Annotated in this window: 17 protein-coding genes; 9 read left to right on the forward strand and 8 right to left on the reverse strand. The window is 46.4% G+C overall.

All coding sequences use genetic code 11. The features are described from left to right. Positions 1 to 11: 11 nt before the first annotated feature. Complete coding sequence (locus tag VNE01S_RS11260) at positions 12 to 1,016, forward strand: substrate-binding domain-containing protein (RefSeq protein ID WP_053394409.1); 1,005 nt, start codon at positions 12 to 14, stop codon at positions 1,014 to 1,016. A gap of 99 nt (positions 1,017 to 1,115) precedes the next feature. Here the strand turns inward: VNE01S_RS11260 and VNE01S_RS11265 are convergent, their stop codons facing one another. Further along, a complete protein-coding gene (locus VNE01S_RS11265; RefSeq protein ID WP_053394410.1) occupies positions 1,116 to 3,065 on the reverse strand; it encodes a DEAD/DEAH box helicase in 1,950 nt (649 codons plus the stop codon). Positions 3,066 to 3,431: 366 nt separating this feature from the next. On the opposite strand from VNE01S_RS11265, the gene rnb reads away from it, so the two are divergent. After that, on the forward strand, positions 3,432 to 5,435 hold the full coding sequence (gene rnb, locus VNE01S_RS11270) for an exoribonuclease II (protein WP_053394411.1): 2,004 nt from the start codon (positions 3,432 to 3,434) through the stop codon (positions 5,433 to 5,435). A gap of 47 nt (positions 5,436 to 5,482) precedes the next feature. Here rnb and VNE01S_RS11275 read toward each other — a convergent pair whose 3' ends face one another. Then, positions 5,483 to 5,833, reverse strand: a complete 351-nt coding sequence (locus VNE01S_RS11275) for a DUF3024 domain-containing protein (RefSeq protein WP_053394412.1) — start codon at positions 5,831 to 5,833, stop codon at positions 5,483 to 5,485. Between the two features lie 141 nt (positions 5,834 to 5,974). On the opposite strand from VNE01S_RS11275, the gene VNE01S_RS11280 reads away from it, so the two are divergent. Further along, complete coding sequence (locus VNE01S_RS11280) at positions 5,975 to 6,799, forward strand: phosphate ABC transporter substrate-binding protein (protein WP_053394413.1); 825 nt, start codon at positions 5,975 to 5,977, stop codon at positions 6,797 to 6,799. Positions 6,800 to 6,872: 73 nt separating this feature from the next. Here VNE01S_RS11280 and VNE01S_RS11285 read toward each other — a convergent pair whose 3' ends face one another. Next, complete coding sequence (locus VNE01S_RS11285) at positions 6,873 to 9,641, reverse strand: amylo-alpha-1,6-glucosidase (RefSeq protein ID WP_053394414.1); 2,769 nt, start codon at positions 9,639 to 9,641, stop codon at positions 6,873 to 6,875. Between the two features lie 488 nt (positions 9,642 to 10,129). Here VNE01S_RS11285 and VNE01S_RS11290 point away from each other — a divergent pair, with 488 nt between their 5' ends. Next, positions 10,130 to 11,143: a porin gene (locus VNE01S_RS11290; RefSeq protein ID WP_053394415.1), complete on the forward strand. Its 1,014-nt coding sequence runs from the start codon at positions 10,130 to 10,132 to the stop codon at positions 11,141 to 11,143. A 182-nt stretch (positions 11,144 to 11,325) separates the two neighbouring features. Then, positions 11,326 to 11,940 carry a fumarylacetoacetate hydrolase family protein gene (locus tag VNE01S_RS11295; RefSeq protein WP_053394416.1) on the forward strand — a complete coding sequence of 205 codons (615 nt, stop codon included), beginning with the start codon at positions 11,326 to 11,328 and terminating at the stop codon, positions 11,938 to 11,940. 210 nt (positions 11,941 to 12,150) lie between these two features. Here VNE01S_RS11295 and VNE01S_RS11300 read toward each other — a convergent pair whose 3' ends face one another. From VNE01S_RS11300 to VNE01S_RS11310, 3 genes are all read right to left on the reverse strand, one after another. Next, a complete protein-coding gene (locus VNE01S_RS11300; RefSeq protein WP_053394417.1) occupies positions 12,151 to 12,459 on the reverse strand; it encodes an AzlD domain-containing protein in 309 nt (102 codons plus the stop codon). Continuing rightward, positions 12,456 to 13,175 carry an AzlC family ABC transporter permease gene (locus VNE01S_RS11305; protein WP_053394418.1) on the reverse strand — a complete coding sequence of 240 codons (720 nt, stop codon included), beginning with the start codon at positions 13,173 to 13,175 and terminating at the stop codon, positions 12,456 to 12,458. Before VNE01S_RS11305 ends, VNE01S_RS11300 begins: the two co-directional genes overlap by 4 nt. Positions 13,176 to 13,266: 91 nt before the next feature. Then, complete coding sequence (locus tag VNE01S_RS11310) at positions 13,267 to 14,088, reverse strand: AraC family transcriptional regulator (RefSeq protein ID WP_053394419.1); 822 nt, start codon at positions 14,086 to 14,088, stop codon at positions 13,267 to 13,269. Positions 14,089 to 14,297: 209 nt separating this feature from the next. On the opposite strand from VNE01S_RS11310, the gene VNE01S_RS11315 reads away from it, so the two are divergent. The 4 genes from VNE01S_RS11315 to VNE01S_RS11330 all read left to right on the forward strand — a co-directional run bounded on the left by VNE01S_RS11315 (position 14,298) and on the right by VNE01S_RS11330 (position 18,163). After that, the gene (locus VNE01S_RS11315; RefSeq protein WP_053394420.1) at positions 14,298 to 14,930 is read left to right on the forward strand and encodes a LysE family translocator; all 633 of its coding nucleotides are present in this window, start codon (positions 14,298 to 14,300) and stop codon (positions 14,928 to 14,930) included. Between the two features lie 67 nt (positions 14,931 to 14,997). Further along, complete coding sequence (locus VNE01S_RS11320) at positions 14,998 to 15,417, forward strand: GNAT family N-acetyltransferase (RefSeq protein ID WP_053394421.1); 420 nt, start codon at positions 14,998 to 15,000, stop codon at positions 15,415 to 15,417. 125 nt (positions 15,418 to 15,542) lie between these two features. After that, on the forward strand, positions 15,543 to 17,648 hold the full coding sequence (locus VNE01S_RS11325; RefSeq protein ID WP_053394422.1) for a protein-disulfide reductase DsbD family protein: 2,106 nt from the start codon (positions 15,543 to 15,545) through the stop codon (positions 17,646 to 17,648). Beyond that, entirely contained in the window at positions 17,645 to 18,163 is a 519-nt protein-coding gene (locus VNE01S_RS11330) for a protein disulfide oxidoreductase (RefSeq protein WP_053394423.1), read from the forward strand. Before VNE01S_RS11325 ends, VNE01S_RS11330 begins: the two co-directional genes overlap by 4 nt. Positions 18,164 to 18,225: 62 nt before the next feature. Here the strand turns inward: VNE01S_RS11330 and VNE01S_RS11335 are convergent, their stop codons facing one another. Both VNE01S_RS11335 and VNE01S_RS11345 read right to left on the reverse strand, forming a co-directional pair. After that, positions 18,226 to 18,759: a hypothetical protein gene (locus VNE01S_RS11335; RefSeq protein ID WP_156309781.1), complete on the reverse strand. Its 534-nt coding sequence runs from the start codon at positions 18,757 to 18,759 to the stop codon at positions 18,226 to 18,228. A gap of 218 nt (positions 18,760 to 18,977) precedes the next feature. Then, the gene (locus VNE01S_RS11345) at positions 18,978 to 20,681 is read right to left on the reverse strand and encodes a phospho-sugar mutase (protein ID WP_053394425.1); all 1,704 of its coding nucleotides are present in this window, start codon (positions 20,679 to 20,681) and stop codon (positions 18,978 to 18,980) included. Positions 20,682 to 20,709 lie beyond the last annotated feature (28 nt).

Raw genomic sequence — 20,709 nt, forward strand, 5'->3', positions numbered from 1 at the left:
AAGGATATTGCATGGCAACAATGAAAGACATTGCGAAACTGGCGGGGGTCTCTACCTCGACTGTTAGCCATGTAATCAACAAATCACGCTATGTGAGCGAAGAGATTTCTGAGCGGGTAAATAAAGCCGCTCAGGAGCTTAACTACACGCCTTCTGCTTTGGCGCGCAGCCTTAAAGTTAACCGTACTAAAACCATTGGAATGCTGGTTACCACTTCAACCAACCCATTCTTTGGAGAAGTGGTGAAGGGGGTTGAGCGCAGTTGTTATCACAAAGGTTATAACCTGATCTTGTGTAATACCGAAGGCGACAACGAACGTATGCGCGAGTCGATCAATACCTTGTTGCAAAAACGCGTCGATGGGTTGATTTTAATGTGTTCTTCCCTAGAAGGAGAGCGCATAGACGTCTTTGATAAATACCCAGACATTCCGGTAGTGGTGATGGACTGGGGCCCGATGCTGTTCACCAGTGACAAGATCCAAGATAACTCATTGCGCGGTGGTTACATGGCGGCGAAATATCTTGTCGATGCAGGGCATAAAAATATTGGCTGTATTACCGGACCTTTAGTCAAGCATCAGGCGCAAATGCGTTATGAGGGCTATAAACGCGCGTTGAACGAAGCGGGGTTAGAATTTAATCCACACTGGATTATTGAATCAGACTTTGAATGTGAAGGTGGTTATGACTCGTTTAATAAAATGTGCGAGAAGGGGCCACTTCCAGAAGCGATTTTTGTTTGTAACGACATGATGGCGATGGGGGTGATTAACGCAGCGAATGAGCGCGGGATCCGTATTCCAGAAGACTTGTCTATTATTGGTTATGATGACATCCATATTGCGAAATTTATGACACCAGCGCTGACCACCATTCATCAGCCGAAATATCGTTTGGGTAAAGCGGCAGTAGAAGCACTGCTCAATAAGTTAGATGGTGGAGAGACCGAGCCTCAAGTGGTGCAGTTAGAGCCAGCCCTTGTTGAGCGAAAAACGGTTAAACAAGAGAGTTAGAATTTCGTCCGTAAGTGGGTTGTTTAACAACAAGTAGAACGAAAAAAAGCCAGTAGCATTGCTACTGGCTTTTTGTATTCATGTGCGTGTTAGCAAGGATTAACCTTCGCTGCGACGACCACGTCCGTGACCACGTTCACCACGGTAGTTACCACGGTGATCGCCACCACGGTTACGGTCGAAACGACGCTCGCCATCACCACGGCCGCCTTCACGATTACCACGACCACCTTCACGGTTGCCACGGTAGCCGCCACCTTCGCGGTTGCCTTCACGGTTACCATCACGATTGTTGCGGAAACCGCCGTCACGACGACCACCACCATCGCGACCACGACCGCCTTCACGACGACCACGAGGCTCACGGAAATCGTTGAAATCACAAACAACAGCGTCTACTTGCTTCTGACGAATACGCAGTTTGCTTAGCTTAGTTGCCGCGTCAGAAGACATTGCTTTAGGCAGCTGAACGTAAGTTTCGCCTTGATCCAGTTTGATTGCACCGATAGAACCTTTGGTTAGGCCTAGTTCGTTTGCTAGTGCACCAACGATGTCTTTAACTTGAACGCCTTGCTCACGACCAACTTGGAATTGGTAAGTATCCCAATCTTGGTTGCTGTTGAAGCCACGACCGCCTTCACGACGACCGTCACGACGACCGTCACGGCCACCTTCGCGACGCTCTTGACGACGTTTCTTATCACGCTCAATCGCTTCAACCATTGGGTCTTCGCCAATGTAGAATAGAGGGCGTTTGCCTTGTTGGCGCTTAAGAAGAATAGCAGCCAGTGTGGTTGCATCGATTTCTAGCGTTTCTTGCAGTTTTTCAACAAGCTCAGAGAATTTCTCTAGCGCTTTGTGTTCTTTGTCTGCTTCTAGCTCAGCACCTAATTTAACTAGACGAGCTTCTGCAACTTTGTCACGCAGTGGAAGTTGGATTTCTTCCATTGAAGACTTAGTTACGCGCTCGATAGTGCGAAGCATACGCATTTGGTTAGTGCGAACTAGAAGGATCGCTTTACCTTTACGTCCAGCACGACCAGTACGGCCGATACGGTGGATGTAAGACTCAACATCGAATGGGATGTCGTAGTTAAATACGTGTGTAATGCGTGGAACGTCAAGGCCACGAGCAACAACGTCAGTTGCTACAAGAATGTCGATAACACCTTGTTTGATATGATCAACTGTACGCTCACGTAGAGACTGAGGAATATCACCGTGCAGTGCAGCCGCTTTAAAGCCACGTGCAGATAGCCAATCAGCTAGGCGCTCAGTGTCCTGACGAGTACGTACGAATACGATAGATGCGTCAGTCTCTTCTGTTTCTAGAAGGCGAGACATTGCTTCGTCTTTTTCTACGCCTTTAACAACCCAGAATTGTTGCTCTACTTTGTCTACAGTGTGGTTTTTACCAGCAACGTCGATCATTACTGGCTCACGTAGGAAGCGCTCAACAATGTTTTTCAACATTGGAGGCATAGTTGCAGAGAACAATACGCGTTGTGCAGAAGATGGAGCGTGTTCCATGATCGCTGTTACGTCATCAACGAAACCCATGTTTAGCATTTCGTCAGCTTCATCAAGAACGAAAGTGTGTACTTCGTCTAGGTGAAGGCGATCACGGTTGATAAGGTCTTGAACTCGGCCTGGAGTACCGACAATGATGTGTGCGCCATTTTTAAGAGCACGCATTTGATCAACGATAGATGTACCACCGTAGATCTCTAGCACTTTAAGGCCAGCGATGTTTTTACCAAGGTTCTTCACCTCAGCTGCAACCTGGATAGCAAGTTCACGCGTTGGTGCAAGAACGATTGCTTGTGGTTTACGTTGAGATAGGTCAATCTTGTTTAGAAGAGGCAGAGAGAAAGCCGCTGTTTTGCCAGTACCAGTTTGAGCTTTGCCTAGTGCGTCTGAACCTTTCATCAGGTGTGGGATTGCCGCTGCCTGAATTGGAGTTGGTGAAACGAAACCCATTCCGTTTAGTGCAGAAAGGATAGAGTCGTTAAGCGCTAGGTCGCTAAACTGGATTACAGAATCTGTCATTGGGATCCTACTAATTAATGTCAACAAAAGGTCCCACGAGCTCTACCAATTCCAATACCAATCCTGATTATCGCTGAATCCGTTCAGATGCGGATAAGTCGTAAATCGCATCAAGCCGCTAGGGACATATATATAAGGGGCAAGATTATTCCCTAAAAGCATAAAAAAAGCCAGAAAAAATTGAAATACATCACATATTTTTCGCTATTGACACTGTTCTGTTCATAAAATCTTCACATCTTGGCCTTTTTACGCTCACAATTGCCGGTTGAATAAACACTTTTATAGATAGTCCTCTGCTCAAGGTAGCTAGGCTATGGCGGCAATGTTATAGTGTGCGCAATTTTTTCAGTAAGAAATGTAGAGATGTTCCAAGATAATCCGCTATTGGCTCAACTTAAGCAGCAAATCCAAGAGACCCTGCCTCAGAAGGAAGGGACAATCAAAGCAACTGATAAAGGCTTTGGTTTCCTTGAAGTAGACAGTAAAACCAGCTTTTTCATCCCGCCACCGTACATGAAAAAGTGCTTACACGGCGATAAAGTTAAAGCCATTATCCGCACTGAAAAAGAGCGAGAAGTGGCCGAGCCGCAAGAGCTATTGGAACAAAAGTTTACGCGTTTTATTGGCCGCGTAAAATTGTTCAAAGGCAAGCTGAACGTTGTTCCTGACCATCCACAGATGAAGAAAATGTCTCTTAAGGCGAAAGTGAAAAAAGGCCTGAAGAGCGATGATTTTCAAGAAGGTGATTGGGTCGTTGCACATTTGACGAGTCACCCATTAAAAGGTGATAACGGCTTCTTTGTTGAGATCTCTGAAAAGATTACTGACGCAAATGATAAGATCGCGCCTTGGTGGGTAACGTTGGCGGAAAACGACCTGCCAAATAGTGAACCAGCGGGCATCGACAACTGGGAAATCAAAGACGACGCTGATTTAGAGCGTGTTGATATGACTCACGTTCCTTTTGTGACCATCGATGGTGAGTCAACAAAAGATATGGATGATGCGCTGCATGCGAAAAAACTGGAAAATGGCGATTTCGAACTGACGATCGCGATTGCAGATCCAACGGCCTACATCACGCCTGACAGTGAGATGGATAAAGTCGCGCGCGAGCGTGGTTTCACGATTTACCTTCCTGGCCGCAACATTCCAATGCTGCCACGTGACCTAGCGGACGAACTATGTTCTTTGATCGAGAACGAAATTCGCCCTGCGCTGTGTTGTAGCGTGACGGTCAGCAAAGACGGTGTGATCGGCGATGACATCAAATTCTTTGCGGCAAACATCAAGTCTCACGCACGTTTAGTGTACGACCACGTTTCTGACTGGATTGAAAATGGCAGCTCTGAAGCATGGCAGCCAAGTGATGAGATTGCAGAAATTGTACGTGACCTGTATGAATTTTCTAGAGCGCGTGCCGAGTGGCGTGAGCAGAACGCGGTTGTGTTCCCAGACCGCCCAGACTACCGCTTTGAACTGAGTGAAGATAACGACGTCGTGGCTATCCACGCTGACATGCGTCGTAGTGCTAACCGTTTGGTTGAAGAAGCGATGATCACTGCCAATATCTGTGCGGGTCGTACTTTACAAGCAAGCTTTAATTCAGGTGTGTTTAACACCCATGCTGGTTTCAAAGCAGAGAAAATCGAAGATGTGGTTGCGCTTATCAACCCTGAAGGTGAACTGCCATTTACCGCAGAGTCGATTGCGACTCTAGAAGGCTTTGCTGAACTGCGCCGCTGGTTAGCGAAGCAAGACACATCGTATCTAGACAACCGCATTCGCAAGTTCCAAACCTACAGCGAGATTGGTAACCAACCATTACCACACTACGCAATGGGTCTGGATCTCTACGCGACTTGGACATCTCCAATCCGTAAGTACGGCGACATGATCAACCATCGTATGCTGAAAGCGCATGTTTTGGGTAAAGAACCAGTACAAACGGCGGATGAAACGGTCGGTGAAGAACTGGCTTTACACCGTAAACATCACAAGATCGCAGAACGTAATGTTGGTGACTGGCTATACGCTCGTACTCTGGCTGGCGATGTTGAGAAGAAAACCGTCTTCAATGCTGAAGTGTTTGACGTTTCACGCGCAGGTGTACGTGTACGCCTACTGGAAAATGGCGCAGCAGCGTTTATTCCTGGCTCATTGATCCTTGCGAACAAAGAGCGTTTGGCGTGCGATGGTGAAACAGGTACGGTATCTATTGATAAAGAAGTCGTTTACCGCTTGGGTGACGTATTCGAAGTGGTGCTGGCGGATGTAAACCAAGAAAACCGCAGCCTGCTTGCCAAACCGACTCAAGTCTTTGACGAGGTGAAAACGGCGGAAGAAGCAGAAGCGGCCGCAGAGTAATATCCACTAGATAGCTATAGTAGAAAGGGCGCAGTCAGCGCCCTTTTTTAATCTTCCCAGAACATCTCTTTCGGATCTTTATCTATTTCTCTCATGATCGCTGTCAGGTCCGTACTGCTGGCCAGAAATGGGTAAGGCAACCAACGCTCTTTTTCCTCGTCTGGCATAAATAGCTGCCATCGCTTGCTTTGTTCACACCACTTCACTTTTGCGACCTGATCAATGTAGTCACAGTGGGCCGAGTCGAGAAGAAAATGCTGTTTAAAAAACACAACGCCGTTATTGGTTGCTTCAAAACTGGCTTTGCCTAATTCGGCTGGCACACTCTGGTTCCGCTGCTGACAGATAAGCTGCGCACGGCTTTCAACTTGTCTTTGTAGCAAACTCACAACAACCATATTTGCTCCTCAAGCAGATAACTTAATCATAGTATTTAATGGATATTTTGTTGTCTGCATAGCTTTTCACAAAAATGTCATCTCTCCGCAATATGATGAGCACAGTTAAAGTTACCTACTTGAATTTGAATGGAGAAAATTATGTTTCGCACTGTGGCTGCTGTACTTTTATCTTGCACTCTGGCGGCTCAGCCAGTGTTGGCTGGAGAAGTCAATGTATCAGGCTCTACTTCAGTCGCGCGAGTGATGGATGTACTGGCAGAGACCTATAACTCCGCTCATCCAGACAGTTATGTTGCCGTTCAAGGCGTAGGCTCTAGTGCGGGGATTACGCTGGTTAAGAAAGGCGTCGCGGACATAGGCATGAGTTCTCGTTACTTGACTGAAAGTGAAAAGGATGAAGATTTGGCGGTTAACTTGATCGCGTATGATGGTCTTGCGGTTGTCGTCAATAAATCAAATTCGGTCGAGAATGTGACTAGAGAGCAGCTGTTCAATATTTACAAAGGAAAGATCACCAACTGGAAAGAGCTTGGTGGCACTGATCAAGCCATTGCTGTGGTGACTCGCGAAGCGTCTTCTGGTTCTCGTTACAGTTTTGAAAGCTTAATGGGGTTAACCAAAGTGATTAATGATCGCCTTGTATCTGATATCAGCCCGAATAATTTGGTGGTGAACAGCAACAGCATGGTAAAAACCATCGTTAACCACAACAAGCAAGCCATTGGTTTTATTTCAACCGGCTCTATTGACCAGTCTGTGAAACCAATTACGTTTGAGGGTGTTAAACCAAACAACGGCACGATTGCTAATGGTAAGTACGAATTAGCGCGTCCATTCCTGGTTGTTTACCAAGAGGGCAAAGTGGATCAAGAAACACAGTCATTCATCAAGTACCTAGATAGCAAACAAGCGTCGCAATTAATTGAAGAATACGGCTACACAGCAGCGAAAGAGAATAAATAACGCTACTTTCAGACTATTGAATCCGCCACTCTTTTTCAGAGTGGCGGATTTTTTTATCTACTCGGCTCGCGTATTAGTCTTTGGCTAGCTCTAGATTTTCCGCTTCTCGCTGTTTTAACAAGTAATCCTTTGACTCAAGTGAGCGATGTTTTAAGCGTATGTCTGGCTGTGCAAAATAGAGAGTATCGAGCTCAGGGAAGTGGGGTTTAGCGACTCTGTTGAACTGCTCCACCTCTCGGCTGAGTGATACTTCACCATTATCGATCTTAACCTCTAAAGGTAGTGTTAGATCGCATGTTATCTCTACTTGCTCATTAGGTGAACCCGTTAAGCGAACTTTCAGTTTTACATCTGACTCAGCTTGTGTCGCAGATAGCAGATAAACTTGCGTGTTATCGACTCGTTCGTAGTGAACATTCAATGTGCTTTTTTCGCCGTAAGGCAGCGTGGCCGTGGCTGTTCGCCATTGTGTTGGAAGCGCTGGCGCCAGTTCAATCACACCTTCTAATAGCTTAGGTTTAAAGCCGAGGTAATCTTGCTGCGCATTGCGAGCATACTCAGATACAGACCATGCTTGAGCGTATGTGCCAGTTTCAACAAGCTGGCTAGGGTCTTGTTGGTAAGCGTCCAAGTTTTCACTCATGGTGCCGCGATGGCCTTGCTCTAAGATCTGTTTAGCCAGGTTTTTAGACAATGTATAAGCGAAATCTTGTTGCTGATATTGGGCTAAAGCCGTCACAGTGAAGCCCGCATTCCAACCCCAAATTGTACCATTGTGATAGGCCGCATCTTTGTGGTATTCGCTGCGGTTGTCATGATAAGGATGAAAATCGGTATGGTGTTGATCCAGAGAACAAATTCCCCACGGGAAAAGCAGAGTGCTCACGCTGTTTTTGACAATATGCGCGCCGATGGAATCACTGATAAGCGCGTTGTGTTGCGGGATCGTCAATGTCATCAGTTGGTTGGGTCTGACACTGTAATCAGGCGTATCGCCCGCGTTTAACCTGTCTGCGAGTTGAAGTGTATTTTCGTTCCAGAACTTCTGCACAAAGCTTTCTTTGACCTTGTCGGCCATTGCACGCCATTTAGCCTGACTTTCTTCATCATCAATCAGTTCAGCCAGCAGAATTGCGCATTGTAAGCTTTCAAACCACAGCGCTTGGATGTCGTTGGCTTTGGGGCCGCGTGGTGACCACGGGATCTGTCCGTTAATTTTGGCGTCCATCCATGTATCAGGGTGGCGATGCTTCATTAAGCCGTCTTCATCTAGGTAGTTATTCTCTACTCCCTCGATAAAGCGCGCTACCACAGGGTACATCTTATGGGCGAATGCCAAGTCACCGCTGTAGTTAATGTATTCTAGGATTTCGCGGATCATCCACGGCGTGCCATCTGTCGTATTGTAGATGATGTTGGTTTTGCTGGTCACGCGGTTGGGAATACGGCCATAGTTTTTGGATTGCTTATCGGTCATTTGCATCGCGGCGAAGTTTTCTATGATCGCTTTGGCTTCATCAAACTCACCATTGGCGAGGCTAGTCCCCGATAATGCGATAAAGGTATCTCTGCCCCAGCAATCTTTAAACCATGGCAGACCCGCCCATATGCCAGTGCCAAACTCATGGCTGACAAAAGTACGGCTTGATAAACGTGCCCACATCACCGCTCGGTTGTATTCAATATCGTCGCTCCAGAGATAACTGTGGGTGAGAAATTGATAGAGTTTCTGCTGGTGGCGAACAAAGCCATGATCAATGGCCGCGTTTTTTGCGCTCGCGACCGCCTTTTCTTTGTCGTGCTCAAAACTCAGGTAAACCGTGAGCAAGTCTGTGCTGGCTTGTGATGTCAGCATCAGCTTGGTGTTTTCCCTTGCCAAATGCATGACCTGATTTAACTCTGGGTGCGTAGCGAATGAGACCTCATTAGCCGTCACCGCTTGGTTGGCGCTGATGGCGATGAATCTCGGGCAGCCTTCAGGGCAATACTCCGTTTCAAGCGTGTAGACAAGCACGCCGTCATGTTGCTCAACGTATGTGTGATTAAGCGGAAGGTTGAGTTCGGGTACGATCGATAATGTCGACTTTGTCGTAGTGTGGACCGTTAAACACACCAATCGCTGGTTTTGTACCAAAGAGAGAATGTCAGAAGATGATTCAAACTGATGTTCAATGCCATAGGGCAATAAACGCGCTTTGTTGGCTGCATTTTTGTCGTTTAACTGACCGTCGACATAGGATCCAAAACCGCCTAAATGCCAACCTTGATGATGTCGGTAGCGGTCCCCACAAGAGAAACTCAAGGCTCTTCCTTCATAGTAGCCATCAACGTTATCTCCAAACACGTACGGGAAAGGTCGATCACTTTCTATCGCTAACGTATCGAACAGATCCTGAGGGTCTAAGGCATGGTTAACGGCTGCTAAGCGCGGTAATTCTCCGGTCGTTATTGCTAAGCTGTAGCTTTCCAGTCCTCGAGTTGAAGCAGTTTCTGCCCCGTTTTCTGCTAGAACAATAGTAAGCGTCGGAGTGTCTGAGCTTAAGTCTAAGTGCAACGTGTAGCGGCCAGTTTGGCTTGGTGAAAAAGTCAGATCATTACCGATACCTTGGGTATGAATCAGTTGCGTGGTGTCATCTAAATCAAGTGCTGTCGCTTTTGTTGGATGGGCAGAGAATGTCCATTCTTCACGGCCGTCCATGTCTGCAATCTTGAACTTATGAGTATCGACCGAGAAAACGACGCTCGCAGAAAAGCAGTTTAGGCCATTTTCAGTGAACGGCGTGTCTAGCCCCCAACCGTTGAAGGTGCCTTTTAGGTACAGAGTCGGCGTGATTATTTTCATGATTTTTATCCTCAAAATTTTACTCAAGGATAGTGAAATCTGAGAGGGGTGAGAAATAGATAGTTTATGGATTGATATTGAAAAAATATATATCACCGCATCGCAGAGAGGTATTCACATCTTTGCTAAAAACCCAGCGGCAAAGTATCTAATCGGAGACGTATTTTTAGCTAAGAGAGCCGTGCGAGGTGTGTATTTTATGCTGAGGTGATTCTATAAAATCAGAGAAAGTTCATTAGTGATTTCTAAAAATGTGACTCTAATCACTTATTAATCTCAGCGGGCAATGGATTTAAAATAGAGCATAAATTCATGCATTTACCAGAGTTCTATAGCGATTAGAGTTCGGTATCTCTATCAAAAGGTTAAAGTATTACAATTGAGAGCCTTCTCAAAACCGCTTTTTACCTACTAGGGTTTTAGTGTTCGTGTTGTTTTGGCACCTGCCTTATTCGGACGAGGTATAACCTTGATACGGATACTAAATTATGAAAATGAAATTACTAGCCATTGCAGTGATGGCAACAGCATGTGGTTCCAGCGCATTTGCCGCAGAGGTTTACAATCGCGGTAACACAACACTCTCCATTGGTGGATACGTTGATGTAGGCGTTGGCGAATACGATTCTAGTGATGAGGTTGAAGTTCATTCAGTTTCTCCTCGGATTAACATCTCAGGTACACAAGACCTTGGCAACGGCGTAACGGTCGATGCAAAAGGTGAGTGGTCACTCAATTACTTAGACGGTGGCGAACAATCATTCTCAACACGTTTAGGCTATATCGGGGCAACCCATGATCAATACGGCCGTTTAGTCGCTGGTACTCAATGGTCCCCATATTACGATGTGGTAGGGGTAACTGACTTACCTATCGCGTTTGCGACCGATTTTATCTACGATGATTATTACTTTTTAGGCACGGCTCGCGCTGAAAGAATGGTGAGTTACAGAAACTCCTTGTCACTGGGGGATGTTGGTGATTTACATATAGGTCTTGGTTGGCAGGGCAACCATACCGAGGAAGTAGGCGATCCTGTGACCACGGTTGAATACCATTCTCGAACTCAGGCCGCTTTGAGCTTTTCCATCGATATGGTCACGTTAGGTTACGCTTATAACGGTGGGGATGTGACCCGTACAGAAAAAGTGGATCAGCAATCTCACGCGGTTTCTATCAGTGCAGGCGAATACGGCAGTGGTTTTTATGGCGCGGCTGTTTATGCAATGAATGACTATATGAATAGTGGTATAGAGGATACTGACGCTCTTGAGTTACTCTTGGCTTATGGGCTGGGCTATGGCATGAATGTGATTGGTAATTATGAAGAGGTGGTGGATTCGGACAGCGAAAACACGCAATACAGCCATGCTGCGCTTCAATTGGAATACACCATCACACCGAAGTTTATGGGATTTGCGGGTTACCAGTTTGATGCAGGTAACGACATCGGCGAAAAAGAAGAAGATTTCTGGACGGTAGGGGCACGTTACTTCCTATAATCCTTCAAGTTAATGTCATAGTGATCCGGCGAGCGCCTGTGCAATTTGTGCAGGCGCTTTTTGTTTATTTATCGATAGCTTAATAGTGGGGAACGGATCGGGTTTTCGTGATTCGTTTAGTTTATTTTTAACATAGTTAGACTAGAATCGTGCCCTTATGTTCGCTGTTCAGGGAAGAAAATATGTATTCGGTTAAGCTTGATGAAGCGTTGGTTTATCCAACGAAAGTTGTCTGTGTGGGTCGCAATTACTTGGAGCATATCCAAGAACTTAATAATGCCATCCCGGAGCAAATGGTGGTGTTCAATAAACCATCGACTTCTATTTCATCAACGTTGCGTTCGGCGCACCAAGAGCCTTTGCATTATGAGGGTGAAATCTGTTTTCTAGTGAAAGACAGCCAATTGCACGGTGTCGGTTTGGGCCTAGATTTAACTAAGCGCGGCTTACAATCCAAGCTCAAGGAAAAAGGACTGCCTTGGGAAAGAGCGAAAGCGTTTGACGGTTCTGCAGTGTTTAGCCGTTTCATCCCATTGGCCGGGTTGGACATCCATCAGCTAGAAATCGAGCTGTTTATCAACTGCGTACGAGTGCAAAAAGGCGATGTGTCTCAGATGATGTATTCACCAAACGTGATTTTGCAGGAGCTTCAAAGCTATACCACGCTGCAAGACGGTGATGTGATCATGACTGGCACACCACAAGGCGTCGGGGAAGTGCATCAAGGGGATGTCTTTTTGGCCCGTTTGAAGCAAAACGAGGAAACTCTGATAGAAATTGAGTGGGTGGCTGAATAACGAGCTTTACCTTGCCCCAAGGGAAACGTGTAACCTCTGATTGAGTGATTCAATCAGAGGTTTTTTTATGGGTTCAGAGGTGGTTTATGGGTTGTTGTAACAAAGCACCAAATGGTGGTTCATCTCAACTAGGAGTGCTACTGAAATGGACCTTGTGTATCGCGATTGTGGTGTTTTTGATTGCTGCCATTTTTGGCTAGGCAGGTTGTTTTAAAGCAGCTTAAGCACCAGAAAGATCGCCATGCTAATAAAGGTGGTGAGCAAGACATTTTTTGTTTTCCAAGCGGTGAACGCGGCGACAATTGCACCAATGAGGTAAGGGTTGTCAGGCGTTAGCCACAACTGTTTGTCTGGCATAAATACGATCGGTGCCCAAATCGCGGTTAACACCGCAGGGCTGGAATAGCTCAGCAACCGTTGTGCTTGAGGGTTTAACTTTAACGGTAAGCGCGGTTCGAGAAAAAGATAACGGCTAACAAACACCAGCAAAGTCATGGCGAAGATAGACAATAAGATCATGAGTTTGCTCCTTTGAGTGATTCGGTGATATAGCCTGCGAACATGCCGCCAACACTGGCGATCATCAATCCTGATTCTATCCCTAAGTAGCTGCACACAACGGCTAGTATCAGAGAAACGACAACGGCCGCGAGTACGGGATAGCTTTTTACATTTGGGATCACAATGGCAATAAAGGTGGCAGCGACTGCGAATTCAAGCCCAAGCTCATTCATTGATGGAATGTAGCTACCCGCGAAGATCCCAATCAGCGTCACTAGGTTCCAGAAAAGGTAAAAGCTTAGCCCCGCCCCTAGTGCGTACCAGCGGTTAAACTGCTTGTCGGATTGTTGCCCACAAATAGCGAACAACTCATCGGTCAGTAAATAGCCTAACGCTAAGCGCCATCGTAAAGGTAAAGGGCTGATTTTACTACGCATCGATACGCTATAAAGAAAGTGTCGTGACGTAATAAAAAAGGTCGCCAATAGCATGGTGGTTAAGCTTGCGCCAGCTTTGATCATACCTGTGGCAACCAATTGTGCCGAGCCTGCAAATAATATCGCCGACAGTGCCTGGCTTTCGATAATCGTAAGGCCAGATTCAACGGCATAGGAGCCTGCGAGCAATCCCCAAGGAATCACGGCAATGCTCAGAGGCAGCATGGCGATAGCGCCTTGCAGGAAAAGTTTGCTGCGCGAGGGGGCAGTGGTGGAACTCAAACTGATGGTACTCATGGGTATCTCTTAGTGAAAAAACTCATCTCTATTCAGACATGATCGCGGTGTTAGCGCTTGTACAATATTGCTGTAAACAGGCCCTAGTGATTTATTGCTGGTACTGCTTGGGTGTTACACCCATGGCACGTTTAAAGTGGCGATGAAAGTGGCTTTGGTCGTGAAAGCCAGTTTCTTGGGCAACATCCGAAATGCCCATGCCTTGTCTTAGTAACTGTTTTGCCAGCCTTAAACGCGATTGAATTTGATAGGCATGAGGAGGAAAGCCAAACTCCTTCTGAAAGCTGCGCACAAGATAATAAGGGCTAAGACCTGCAAGCTTGGCTAAATCATCTAAGCTGATGTCGGCTTGTGGGAAGTCATCCAAAAACTCTTTGACTAACTTAAGCTGCCTTTGTGTTCGGGTTTGCGGTTCCCAATCGGCGCGGCTTTTACTGTGTCTGCTCAGCAGTTTGACCAAGGTTCCGTACACCAGCGTTTCACGCAGCAATCGGTTGTCAGATTTCGACAGTGTGTTGAACACCATTCTAAGTTGCTGAGCAAGTTCTGGATCGTAGACGACGGGCTCCGGGAAATACGGTGTGCTGTCTTTGGGCAGTAGTCCGTCTGTCAGTTTAGAAAATTGTTCTGGGAGCGGGTACATGGCTTTGTATTCCCAACCGCCTTCAGTGGCCGTTTGGCCATTGTGTACTTCATCTGCGTTGACAAGAATAATGCTGTCTTGCGGTGCAATGTGATTGCCACCCGTGCGATAGAAGCGTTGTGCGCCTTTTTCGATCACGCCGATGGTGTAGCCTTCGTGACTGTGGCGAGAAAAGTTTTGGTTGGTGTACTTGGCGTCAAGCAGCTCTAACCCACCGAGCTCATTCGCTAGCTGAAAATTCGCTGACTCTTTCTCCATGTGATGACTCATCTTACTTCCCTCTGATACACCTTGCAGCAGTCTAGCTTAATAGGGGCTAAGGTTTTTGTACAAAATTGCGCTTTTTATTTCACTCAGGTTGATGGTTTTCGGCTGTACTTTATTCTATCAGTGCAAATTTTATCTATATATTGACTATGGAATAGATTTCTAGGTTGGTATAAAATTCCGCGCTTTCCTGTTCCGGTAAAATAAAAGTTATGATTGATATTTCTGTGCTTCCCGTTTATTTAACGGCTGTAGTTGCACTGTTGCTGTTGCCTGGCCCAGATATGTTACTGATCGCCAGCTCAAGCATGAGCTACGGGCGTAAAGTGGGTATCTTCGCCAGCTTAGGTAACGCGACATCAGGCGTTATTTTAACGCTGCTTGCTGCTCTGGGCGTGTCGGCATTAATTGCCATGAGCCCAATGGCGTTGAAAGCGTTGCACCTTTTGGGTGGGGCATATTTACTAAAAATGGGCTGGGATTGCCTGAGAGCCAGCGCCTCAGAAGCGCCTGAGCTAGACGGCAGCAGTAAAATGGCTACTACTTTTTACCAGCGCGCTTTAGTGAGCAATCTGCTCAATCCAAAAGCGTTGGTGTTTTTTGTCATGTTCTTACCGCAGTTTGTGTCTAGCAATATTACCGCTTCATCGGGCGAGCAAATGCTTGCGCTTGGATTGCTGCTTAACGTACTGGGGTTAGCATTTAACTTGCTGCTGGTGGCTCTGGTTGGCACATTGGGTAAACCTCTGCTTGAGAACGCCAAGTTTAGAACCTATCAGCACAAGTTTATGGGTGGCATCTTTATCGTGCTAGCTCTGTGGATGTTAAGTTCATTTGCTAGCTAAGCCACTTTTTGGCACAGTTTCAAAGGTCAGCAATCGCTGACCTTTTTCATTACAGGGAAGTCATTTTATGCATGTACAGTTCATATGGAATCCGCCTAAAAATATCAAAGATCTGATCTATAACGGGTTAAAAGCGTTTAATTTAAAGCACCTTCCAGACCAGCCTGTTCATTCGGTGGCATGCGTTGCGGAAGACCCTGGTGATAACTTCTTAGGAGGGCTCACGGGACAAATATTTACCAATACGCTGTTTGTTGAGTTTTTATGGTTGGATGAAAACCACCGTTCTGCTGGCATTGGTTCGACCTTGATGGCGGAAGTAGAACGACAAGCTAAGCAATGCGGTGTGACGGACATCTATCTGGACACTTACTCATTTCAGGCGCCTGATTTTTACGCCAAGCTTGGTTTTAAAGAGGTTGGGCGCTATACCAGCTTTCCAACAGAGGGCGTTGATAAGATCTTCTTACAAAAGAAAATTGCCTAACTTGAACAGTTCTTTAACTTAGTGCGGTCCATTGGGGGGATATCTTAAATCTCACGCCGTGTTAGGCTGAGTTCTTCGTCGCTAGCCGCTACGTTGTGTTGCACTGGCGTAAAGTTGGGAAATATATGAACCGCATAAATACTATAAGACTGTTTAATCAGTTAGTTGGCTTTATTACGCTTGCTCTACTTATCTGCTCTTCTTACGTACGGGCAGAAACCAATACAGGGTGGATGTCTAACCCGGAACATCCACCAGTGACCACCAGATTTGTACTGACAGGCCAAGTTAATCCAGATAAAAAGACGGTCGAAGGGTTTCTTGAAGTCAAATTGGACAAAGGCTGGAAAACCTACTGGCGAAGTCCGGGGGAAGGTGGTGTTGCCCCTAAGATAGACTGGAAAGAGTCACATAACTTAAGCCGAGCTGAATGGCACTGGCCTTATCCGCAGCAATATGAATTGTTGGGTATCAATACTCTCGGCTACAAAGGGGATGTGGTTATCCCGATCACGTTACACATTTCGGACTGGAGTCGCCCAGTCGCGCTAAATGCAACACTCACCTTGTCATCTTGTGATACGGTTTGTGTACTGACCGATTACACTTTCACTTTAACTTTCAATGCCAACCAATTGCAGCTATCGGAATCGGCGGCTTTTCAATATGCTCAGGCGATCAGCCTTGTGCCAAGAAGCACATCACAAATTACCGACTCAGAAGCACGTTGGGATCCACAAACGAATCAGTTACAAGTGTCGCTGACGCGCTCGTTAGGTTGGCATAACCCAGAGTTGATAGTTGACTCGTCTCATCACAAGGCAAAAGAATACAGCTTTAAACCTTTGTCTATCCGTACGACAGACAATCAAGCCACCGCTATTTTTGCCGTCTCTAGCTGGATGCGCGACATCGACTTGGATCAGGTTCCGCTTTTTGTGTCGGTGAAAGATGAAGGCGTGTTAGCAGAAGCGAATATGGTCGCGGGACTAGGCACAGTCGCGGGACATCAATCTTCATTGCTGATCATGTTGTTGTTTGCTTTTGTCGGTGGCTTGATTCTTAATGTGATGCCGTGTGTCTTGCCCGTATTGGGGATGAAGCTGAGTAGTGTGATTGCTACGCAAGGTTTGCAAAAATCGCAAATACGTCGGCAGTTTGTCGCTTGCTCTTTCGGTATTCTCTGCTCATTTTGGCTGTTAGCGATATTCTTATGGGGCCTAAAATTGACGGGTAATGCCGTCGGTTGGGGAATTCAATTCCAAAGTCCTTGGTTTCTTGGATTGATGGCGCTGGTTACAGGACTGTTTGGTGCCAATATGCTCGGGCTGTTTAATATTATGCTCCCTTCAAAACTTAGCACCTGGGCATCGACTAAGGGGGATGACTCTGCCATTGGTCACTTTACTCAGGGCGTGTTTGCCACCTTACTGGCGACGCCTTGTTCTGCGCCCTTTTTAGGCACAGCGGTTGCTTTTGCTTTGGGTGCAAACAGTATTGAGCTATTTGCTATTTTTACTGCTCTAGGGCTGGGTATGGCGTTGCCTTGGCTCCTGGTTGCAGCCTTTCCTCGACTTGCATCTTTACTGCCCAAACCAGGGAAGTGGATGAATAAAGTGAAGTACACGTTTGGCGCAATGATGCTAGCAACCTGCTTGTGGCTGCTGTACTTAACGAGTAATCACATACCGATCTTTTGGGTTATCGTTGCGGCACTGTTTTTAGTGGTTGCGCTGCTGAGAGCAGTAAAACGGGTTCATGGTGACAAAGCGTTTGTCACGGCTGGGGGGCTTTTGCTTATTGGCTTAAGCAGTTCTTTGGTGTTAGGAAGCATCACCACTGAGCAATGGGTAAAACCACTACCGGATGATCTGGTATGGCGTTCTTTGGATCAAAACGATATTTCTCGCGCAGTGAGCCAGGGCAAGACGGTATTTGTCAATGTGACAGCCGATTGGTGTGTGACCTGTAAAGCCAATAAGGTCGGGGTTCTGTTGCAAGATCCCGTCTATTCAACACTAAAGCAAGATAGCATTATTCCAATGCAAGGTGACTGGACTCACCCTGACAGTGCGGTGAGTCGTTACCTCAGAGAAAATGGCCGTTTTGGTGTGCCTTTCAACATCGTCTACGGGCCAGCTAAACCACAGGGCATTCCACTGCCTGTAATTTTGACAGAAGAAAGTGTCATGCAAGCCATACATACCGCGCAGGGGAGTGATCACCAATGACAAAAAAAGAGAGTACAAAAAAAGGGCTGGGCTATTGGTTACGCCAAGCGGTACAGATGATGGTGATATTGACTGTTGTCTCTGTCGCGGTGGATTGGTACCGCACCCAAGACATTGCTACCGATACCGCGCCGAGTTTAGTCGCCAACACCGTGGCGGGTTTGCCAGTTGATTTGATAGAGCAAAGCCACAAAGAGCCTGTGATCGTCTATTTCTGGGCAACATGGTGTCCGGCGTGTAAGTTTGTTAGCCCGAGTGTCAGTTGGCTCGCTGATCATTACTCAGTTGTGGCGGTTTCGTCGGCTTCAGGAGAGGAGCAACGTGTTGCGCAGTTTCTGCAAAGTAAAGACTATCAGTTTGAAAACGTTAACGATCCAAATAATATATTTATGCGAAAGTGGGGAGTTCAAGTAACCCCTACAATATTTATTGTAAACCAAGGAAAAATAGAGAGTATTACGACGGGAGTGACGACCCCGATAGGTATTATTGCCAGGGTTTGGTTTTCTAAATAAATAATAAAAACAATCGGCTTTTACTATTTAGAGTAAAAGCCGATTTATATTAGTCATAGGCATTATTTCCGTGCTCCAACGGGAATCATAATATGTGCATACGGTGTGCCTTTCCACATAACGTATGGTCCACCATAGTACGGATCGGTCGGCAAAGAGTCTAAAAGCGCTTGGTCCGGTGTGATAATCATTAAGTGTGGGCCTTCCACAATCCATTGATTATCGTCGGTGGCGGCTTCTGCGTATGGATCGGTATTACTTGCTCCTCCATCGCCCGCCAGCATGTATGAAATACCCATAGCTTCAGCGGTAAAAGGCTTCTTGTTCATCCATGCATCAGCCCATGCCATCCAAGGACCGTCCATACACATAGGGGCAGTGCCTTGTAATTGTGGTGGGGTCGGGAAGCAAGTGTATTGGCTACTACCTTCTTGCAAAACGTTATTTTCCCAGTCCATTACGGTGACTTGATCACGTAAAGTTGGCGGAGCCGCATTCAGTGCATCTTCTAGTAAAGCTTCTGTATGATGAGCGGCAAATGTACTAAATATGCTGCCGAGAGAAATAACAGCAACCATATAAGTTAATCTTTTCATAAATAGAGCCTCAAGTTTATCAAACTAATGAGTTTTGGCGCTCTAATTATAGTTCAATACAAACTCATTATTATTAATATAAATATTAATAATAATTTTAATGATGTTTATTTTATTATTAAACTTATTTCTCAGTGTTGTTTTGTTATGAATTTTGGACAAAATAATCACAAAAATAAAGCCTACAACATGGTAGGCTTTATTTTAAAATCGATAGCTTAGAGGCTGCTTTGATGCTCGCTGATTAGCATATCGATTGCGAGTTCAGCCTTTTCAACCGCTTGATCATATGAATCTTCTGCCGCAAAAGGCTCCACGACCTCGTAATAGCACTTCAATTTAGGTTCCGTACCAGACGGACGAACGATCACACGCGCGCCACCAGATAGGTGATAAATCAAAACATCGCTTGCTGGTAAATCGATCGTCTCGGTTTTACCATCGGCGTAGGTTTTCGTCAGTGTTTTCAAGTCTTCCAGCACTTCAACTTGTCGCCCTGCGATCATGGTTGGTTGACTCTCTCGCAGTTTGTCACCCACCGGTGGATCTTTCGGATCCAGTATGGAGCTGTGCTGCGCATTAAAGTACATGCCATGCTCACGATAGAGTGCTTCAAGCTGGTCCCAAATCGTTTTGCCTTGGCTCTTTAATTCCGCAGTCAACTGCGCAAAAGCCACAAGGGCCGATAATCCATCTTTGTCCCACACTTTACTACCAACGGTGTAACCTAAAGCTTCTTCATACGCGAATAAAAATTGCTGGTCATCGGTTTGTTTTTGCATCGCGACGTTAGTCAGCCACTTAAATCCGGTCAGAGTTTGGTAGTAGGCTGCACCATGCGCTTGGGCGATTTTACTCAATAATGTGGACGAAACGATGGTGTTCCCAACCAGCTGTTTTGTTGCATCAGTATGGCTGAGTAAGTAATGACCGAGCAGAGAGCCCACCTGGTCACCTGATAACATTTGGTACTCTCCATCCGGTTTTCTCACCGAAACGGCAAAGCGGTCAGCATCGGGATCGTTGGCACAGGCGAGGTCTGCATTGTTCGCTTTGGCTAAGGCGACCACCATGTCCATTGCGCCTTTTTCTTCGGGATTAGGGAAGTTAACCGTCGGGAAGCGACCGTCTGGCTCTCTTTGTTCTTTTACACTGTAAACTTTCGTGAAGCCTGCATCGTGCAATAGTGTTTCGGCCATTTCTGCGCCGACACCGTGCATCGCCGTGTAGGCAATACCAACAGATTCAGGACTCGTATGATTCGCCAACAATGGAGTGTGGTTCATGGTATGACGATAAGTTTGATAGTAGTCGTCTTCTAGCCAGGTTAACAAGCCGTGTTTGTGTGCGTCATCGAGGTTCATGAGCGGCACTGCTCGTGTGGCCGCCACGTCAATCTCAGCGGCAATACCTGAATCGTGCGGCGGAATAATTTGCGCGCCATTCTCCCAATATACTTTAAAACCGTTGTATTCCGGAGGGTTGTGACTGGCCGTGACGACCACAGCGGCAGCAGCATTAAAGTGACGTACCCCAAACGCGACGATAGGCGTCGCAGCAACTTGGTGAGTTAAGTACACCTTGAGGCCTAAGCTGGTCAGAACAGAAGCGGTATCATGTGCGAACTGTTTTGAATCTGGGCGGCCATCGTAACCAATCACCACACCACGGTGACAAGCATCTTCAACTTCATCAATCAGATAATGGCCCAGCCCGGCAGCCGTCTCTTGAATCACGAGTCGATTCATTCGGTTAGGTCCACAGCCTACTTTGCCTCGTAGCCCCGCCGTACCAAATTCCAGACGTTTGCTGAACCTGTCCTCTAGTTCGTCATAGCTTTTTTCATCAATCAGATGTTGAAGCTCTTCTCTTGTGTGCGGATCGGGATCTTTTTCTAACCAATGAGTAACTTGTTCCATCATAACCTTTATACCTTTTTGAATCGTTATC

Origin of the sequence: Vibrio nereis NBRC 15637, assembly GCF_001591105.1 — a bacterium.
In the GTDB taxonomy this organism is placed as follows: Bacteria; Pseudomonadota; Gammaproteobacteria; order Enterobacterales; family Vibrionaceae; genus Vibrio; species Vibrio nereis.

Bases quoted from the DNA above. Each gene is read 5' to 3' on its own strand.
- VNE01S_RS11265 (WP_053394410.1), bottom strand. From the start codon at position 3,065: ATGACAGATTCTGTAATCCAGTTTAGCGACCTAGCGCTTAACGACTCT.
- VNE01S_RS11305 (WP_053394418.1), bottom strand. From the start codon at position 13,175: ATGAGTACCATCAGTTTGAGTTCCACCACTGCCCCCTCGCGCAGCAAA.
- VNE01S_RS11285 (WP_053394414.1), bottom strand. From the start codon at position 9,641: ATGAAAATAATCACGCCGACTCTGTACCTAAAAGGCACCTTCAACGGT.
- VNE01S_RS11275 (WP_053394412.1), bottom strand. From the start codon at position 5,833: ATGGTTGTTGTGAGTTTGCTACAAAGACAAGTTGAAAGCCGTGCGCAG.
- VNE01S_RS11335 (WP_156309781.1), bottom strand. From the start codon at position 18,759: ATGAAAAGATTAACTTATATGGTTGCTGTTATTTCTCTCGGCAGCATA.
- VNE01S_RS11310 (WP_053394419.1), bottom strand. From the start codon at position 14,088: ATGAGTCATCACATGGAGAAAGAGTCAGCGAATTTTCAGCTAGCGAAT.
- VNE01S_RS11345 (WP_053394425.1), bottom strand. From the start codon at position 20,681: ATGATGGAACAAGTTACTCATTGGTTAGAAAAAGATCCCGATCCGCAC.
- VNE01S_RS11260 (WP_053394409.1), top strand. From the start codon at position 12: ATGGCAACAATGAAAGACATTGCGAAACTGGCGGGGGTCTCTACCTCG.
- rnb (WP_053394411.1), top strand. From the start codon at position 3,432: ATGTTCCAAGATAATCCGCTATTGGCTCAACTTAAGCAGCAAATCCAA.
- VNE01S_RS11315 (WP_053394420.1), top strand. From the start codon at position 14,298: ATGATTGATATTTCTGTGCTTCCCGTTTATTTAACGGCTGTAGTTGCA.
- VNE01S_RS11320 (WP_053394421.1), top strand. From the start codon at position 14,998: ATGCATGTACAGTTCATATGGAATCCGCCTAAAAATATCAAAGATCTG.
- VNE01S_RS11300 (WP_053394417.1), bottom strand. From the start codon at position 12,459: ATGATCTTATTGTCTATCTTCGCCATGACTTTGCTGGTGTTTGTTAGC.
- VNE01S_RS11325 (WP_053394422.1), top strand. From the start codon at position 15,543: ATGAACCGCATAAATACTATAAGACTGTTTAATCAGTTAGTTGGCTTT.
- VNE01S_RS11295 (WP_053394416.1), top strand. From the start codon at position 11,326: ATGTATTCGGTTAAGCTTGATGAAGCGTTGGTTTATCCAACGAAAGTT.
- VNE01S_RS11290 (WP_053394415.1), top strand. From the start codon at position 10,130: ATGAAAATGAAATTACTAGCCATTGCAGTGATGGCAACAGCATGTGGT.
- VNE01S_RS11330 (WP_053394423.1), top strand. From the start codon at position 17,645: ATGACAAAAAAAGAGAGTACAAAAAAAGGGCTGGGCTATTGGTTACGC.
- VNE01S_RS11280 (WP_053394413.1), top strand. From the start codon at position 5,975: ATGTTTCGCACTGTGGCTGCTGTACTTTTATCTTGCACTCTGGCGGCT.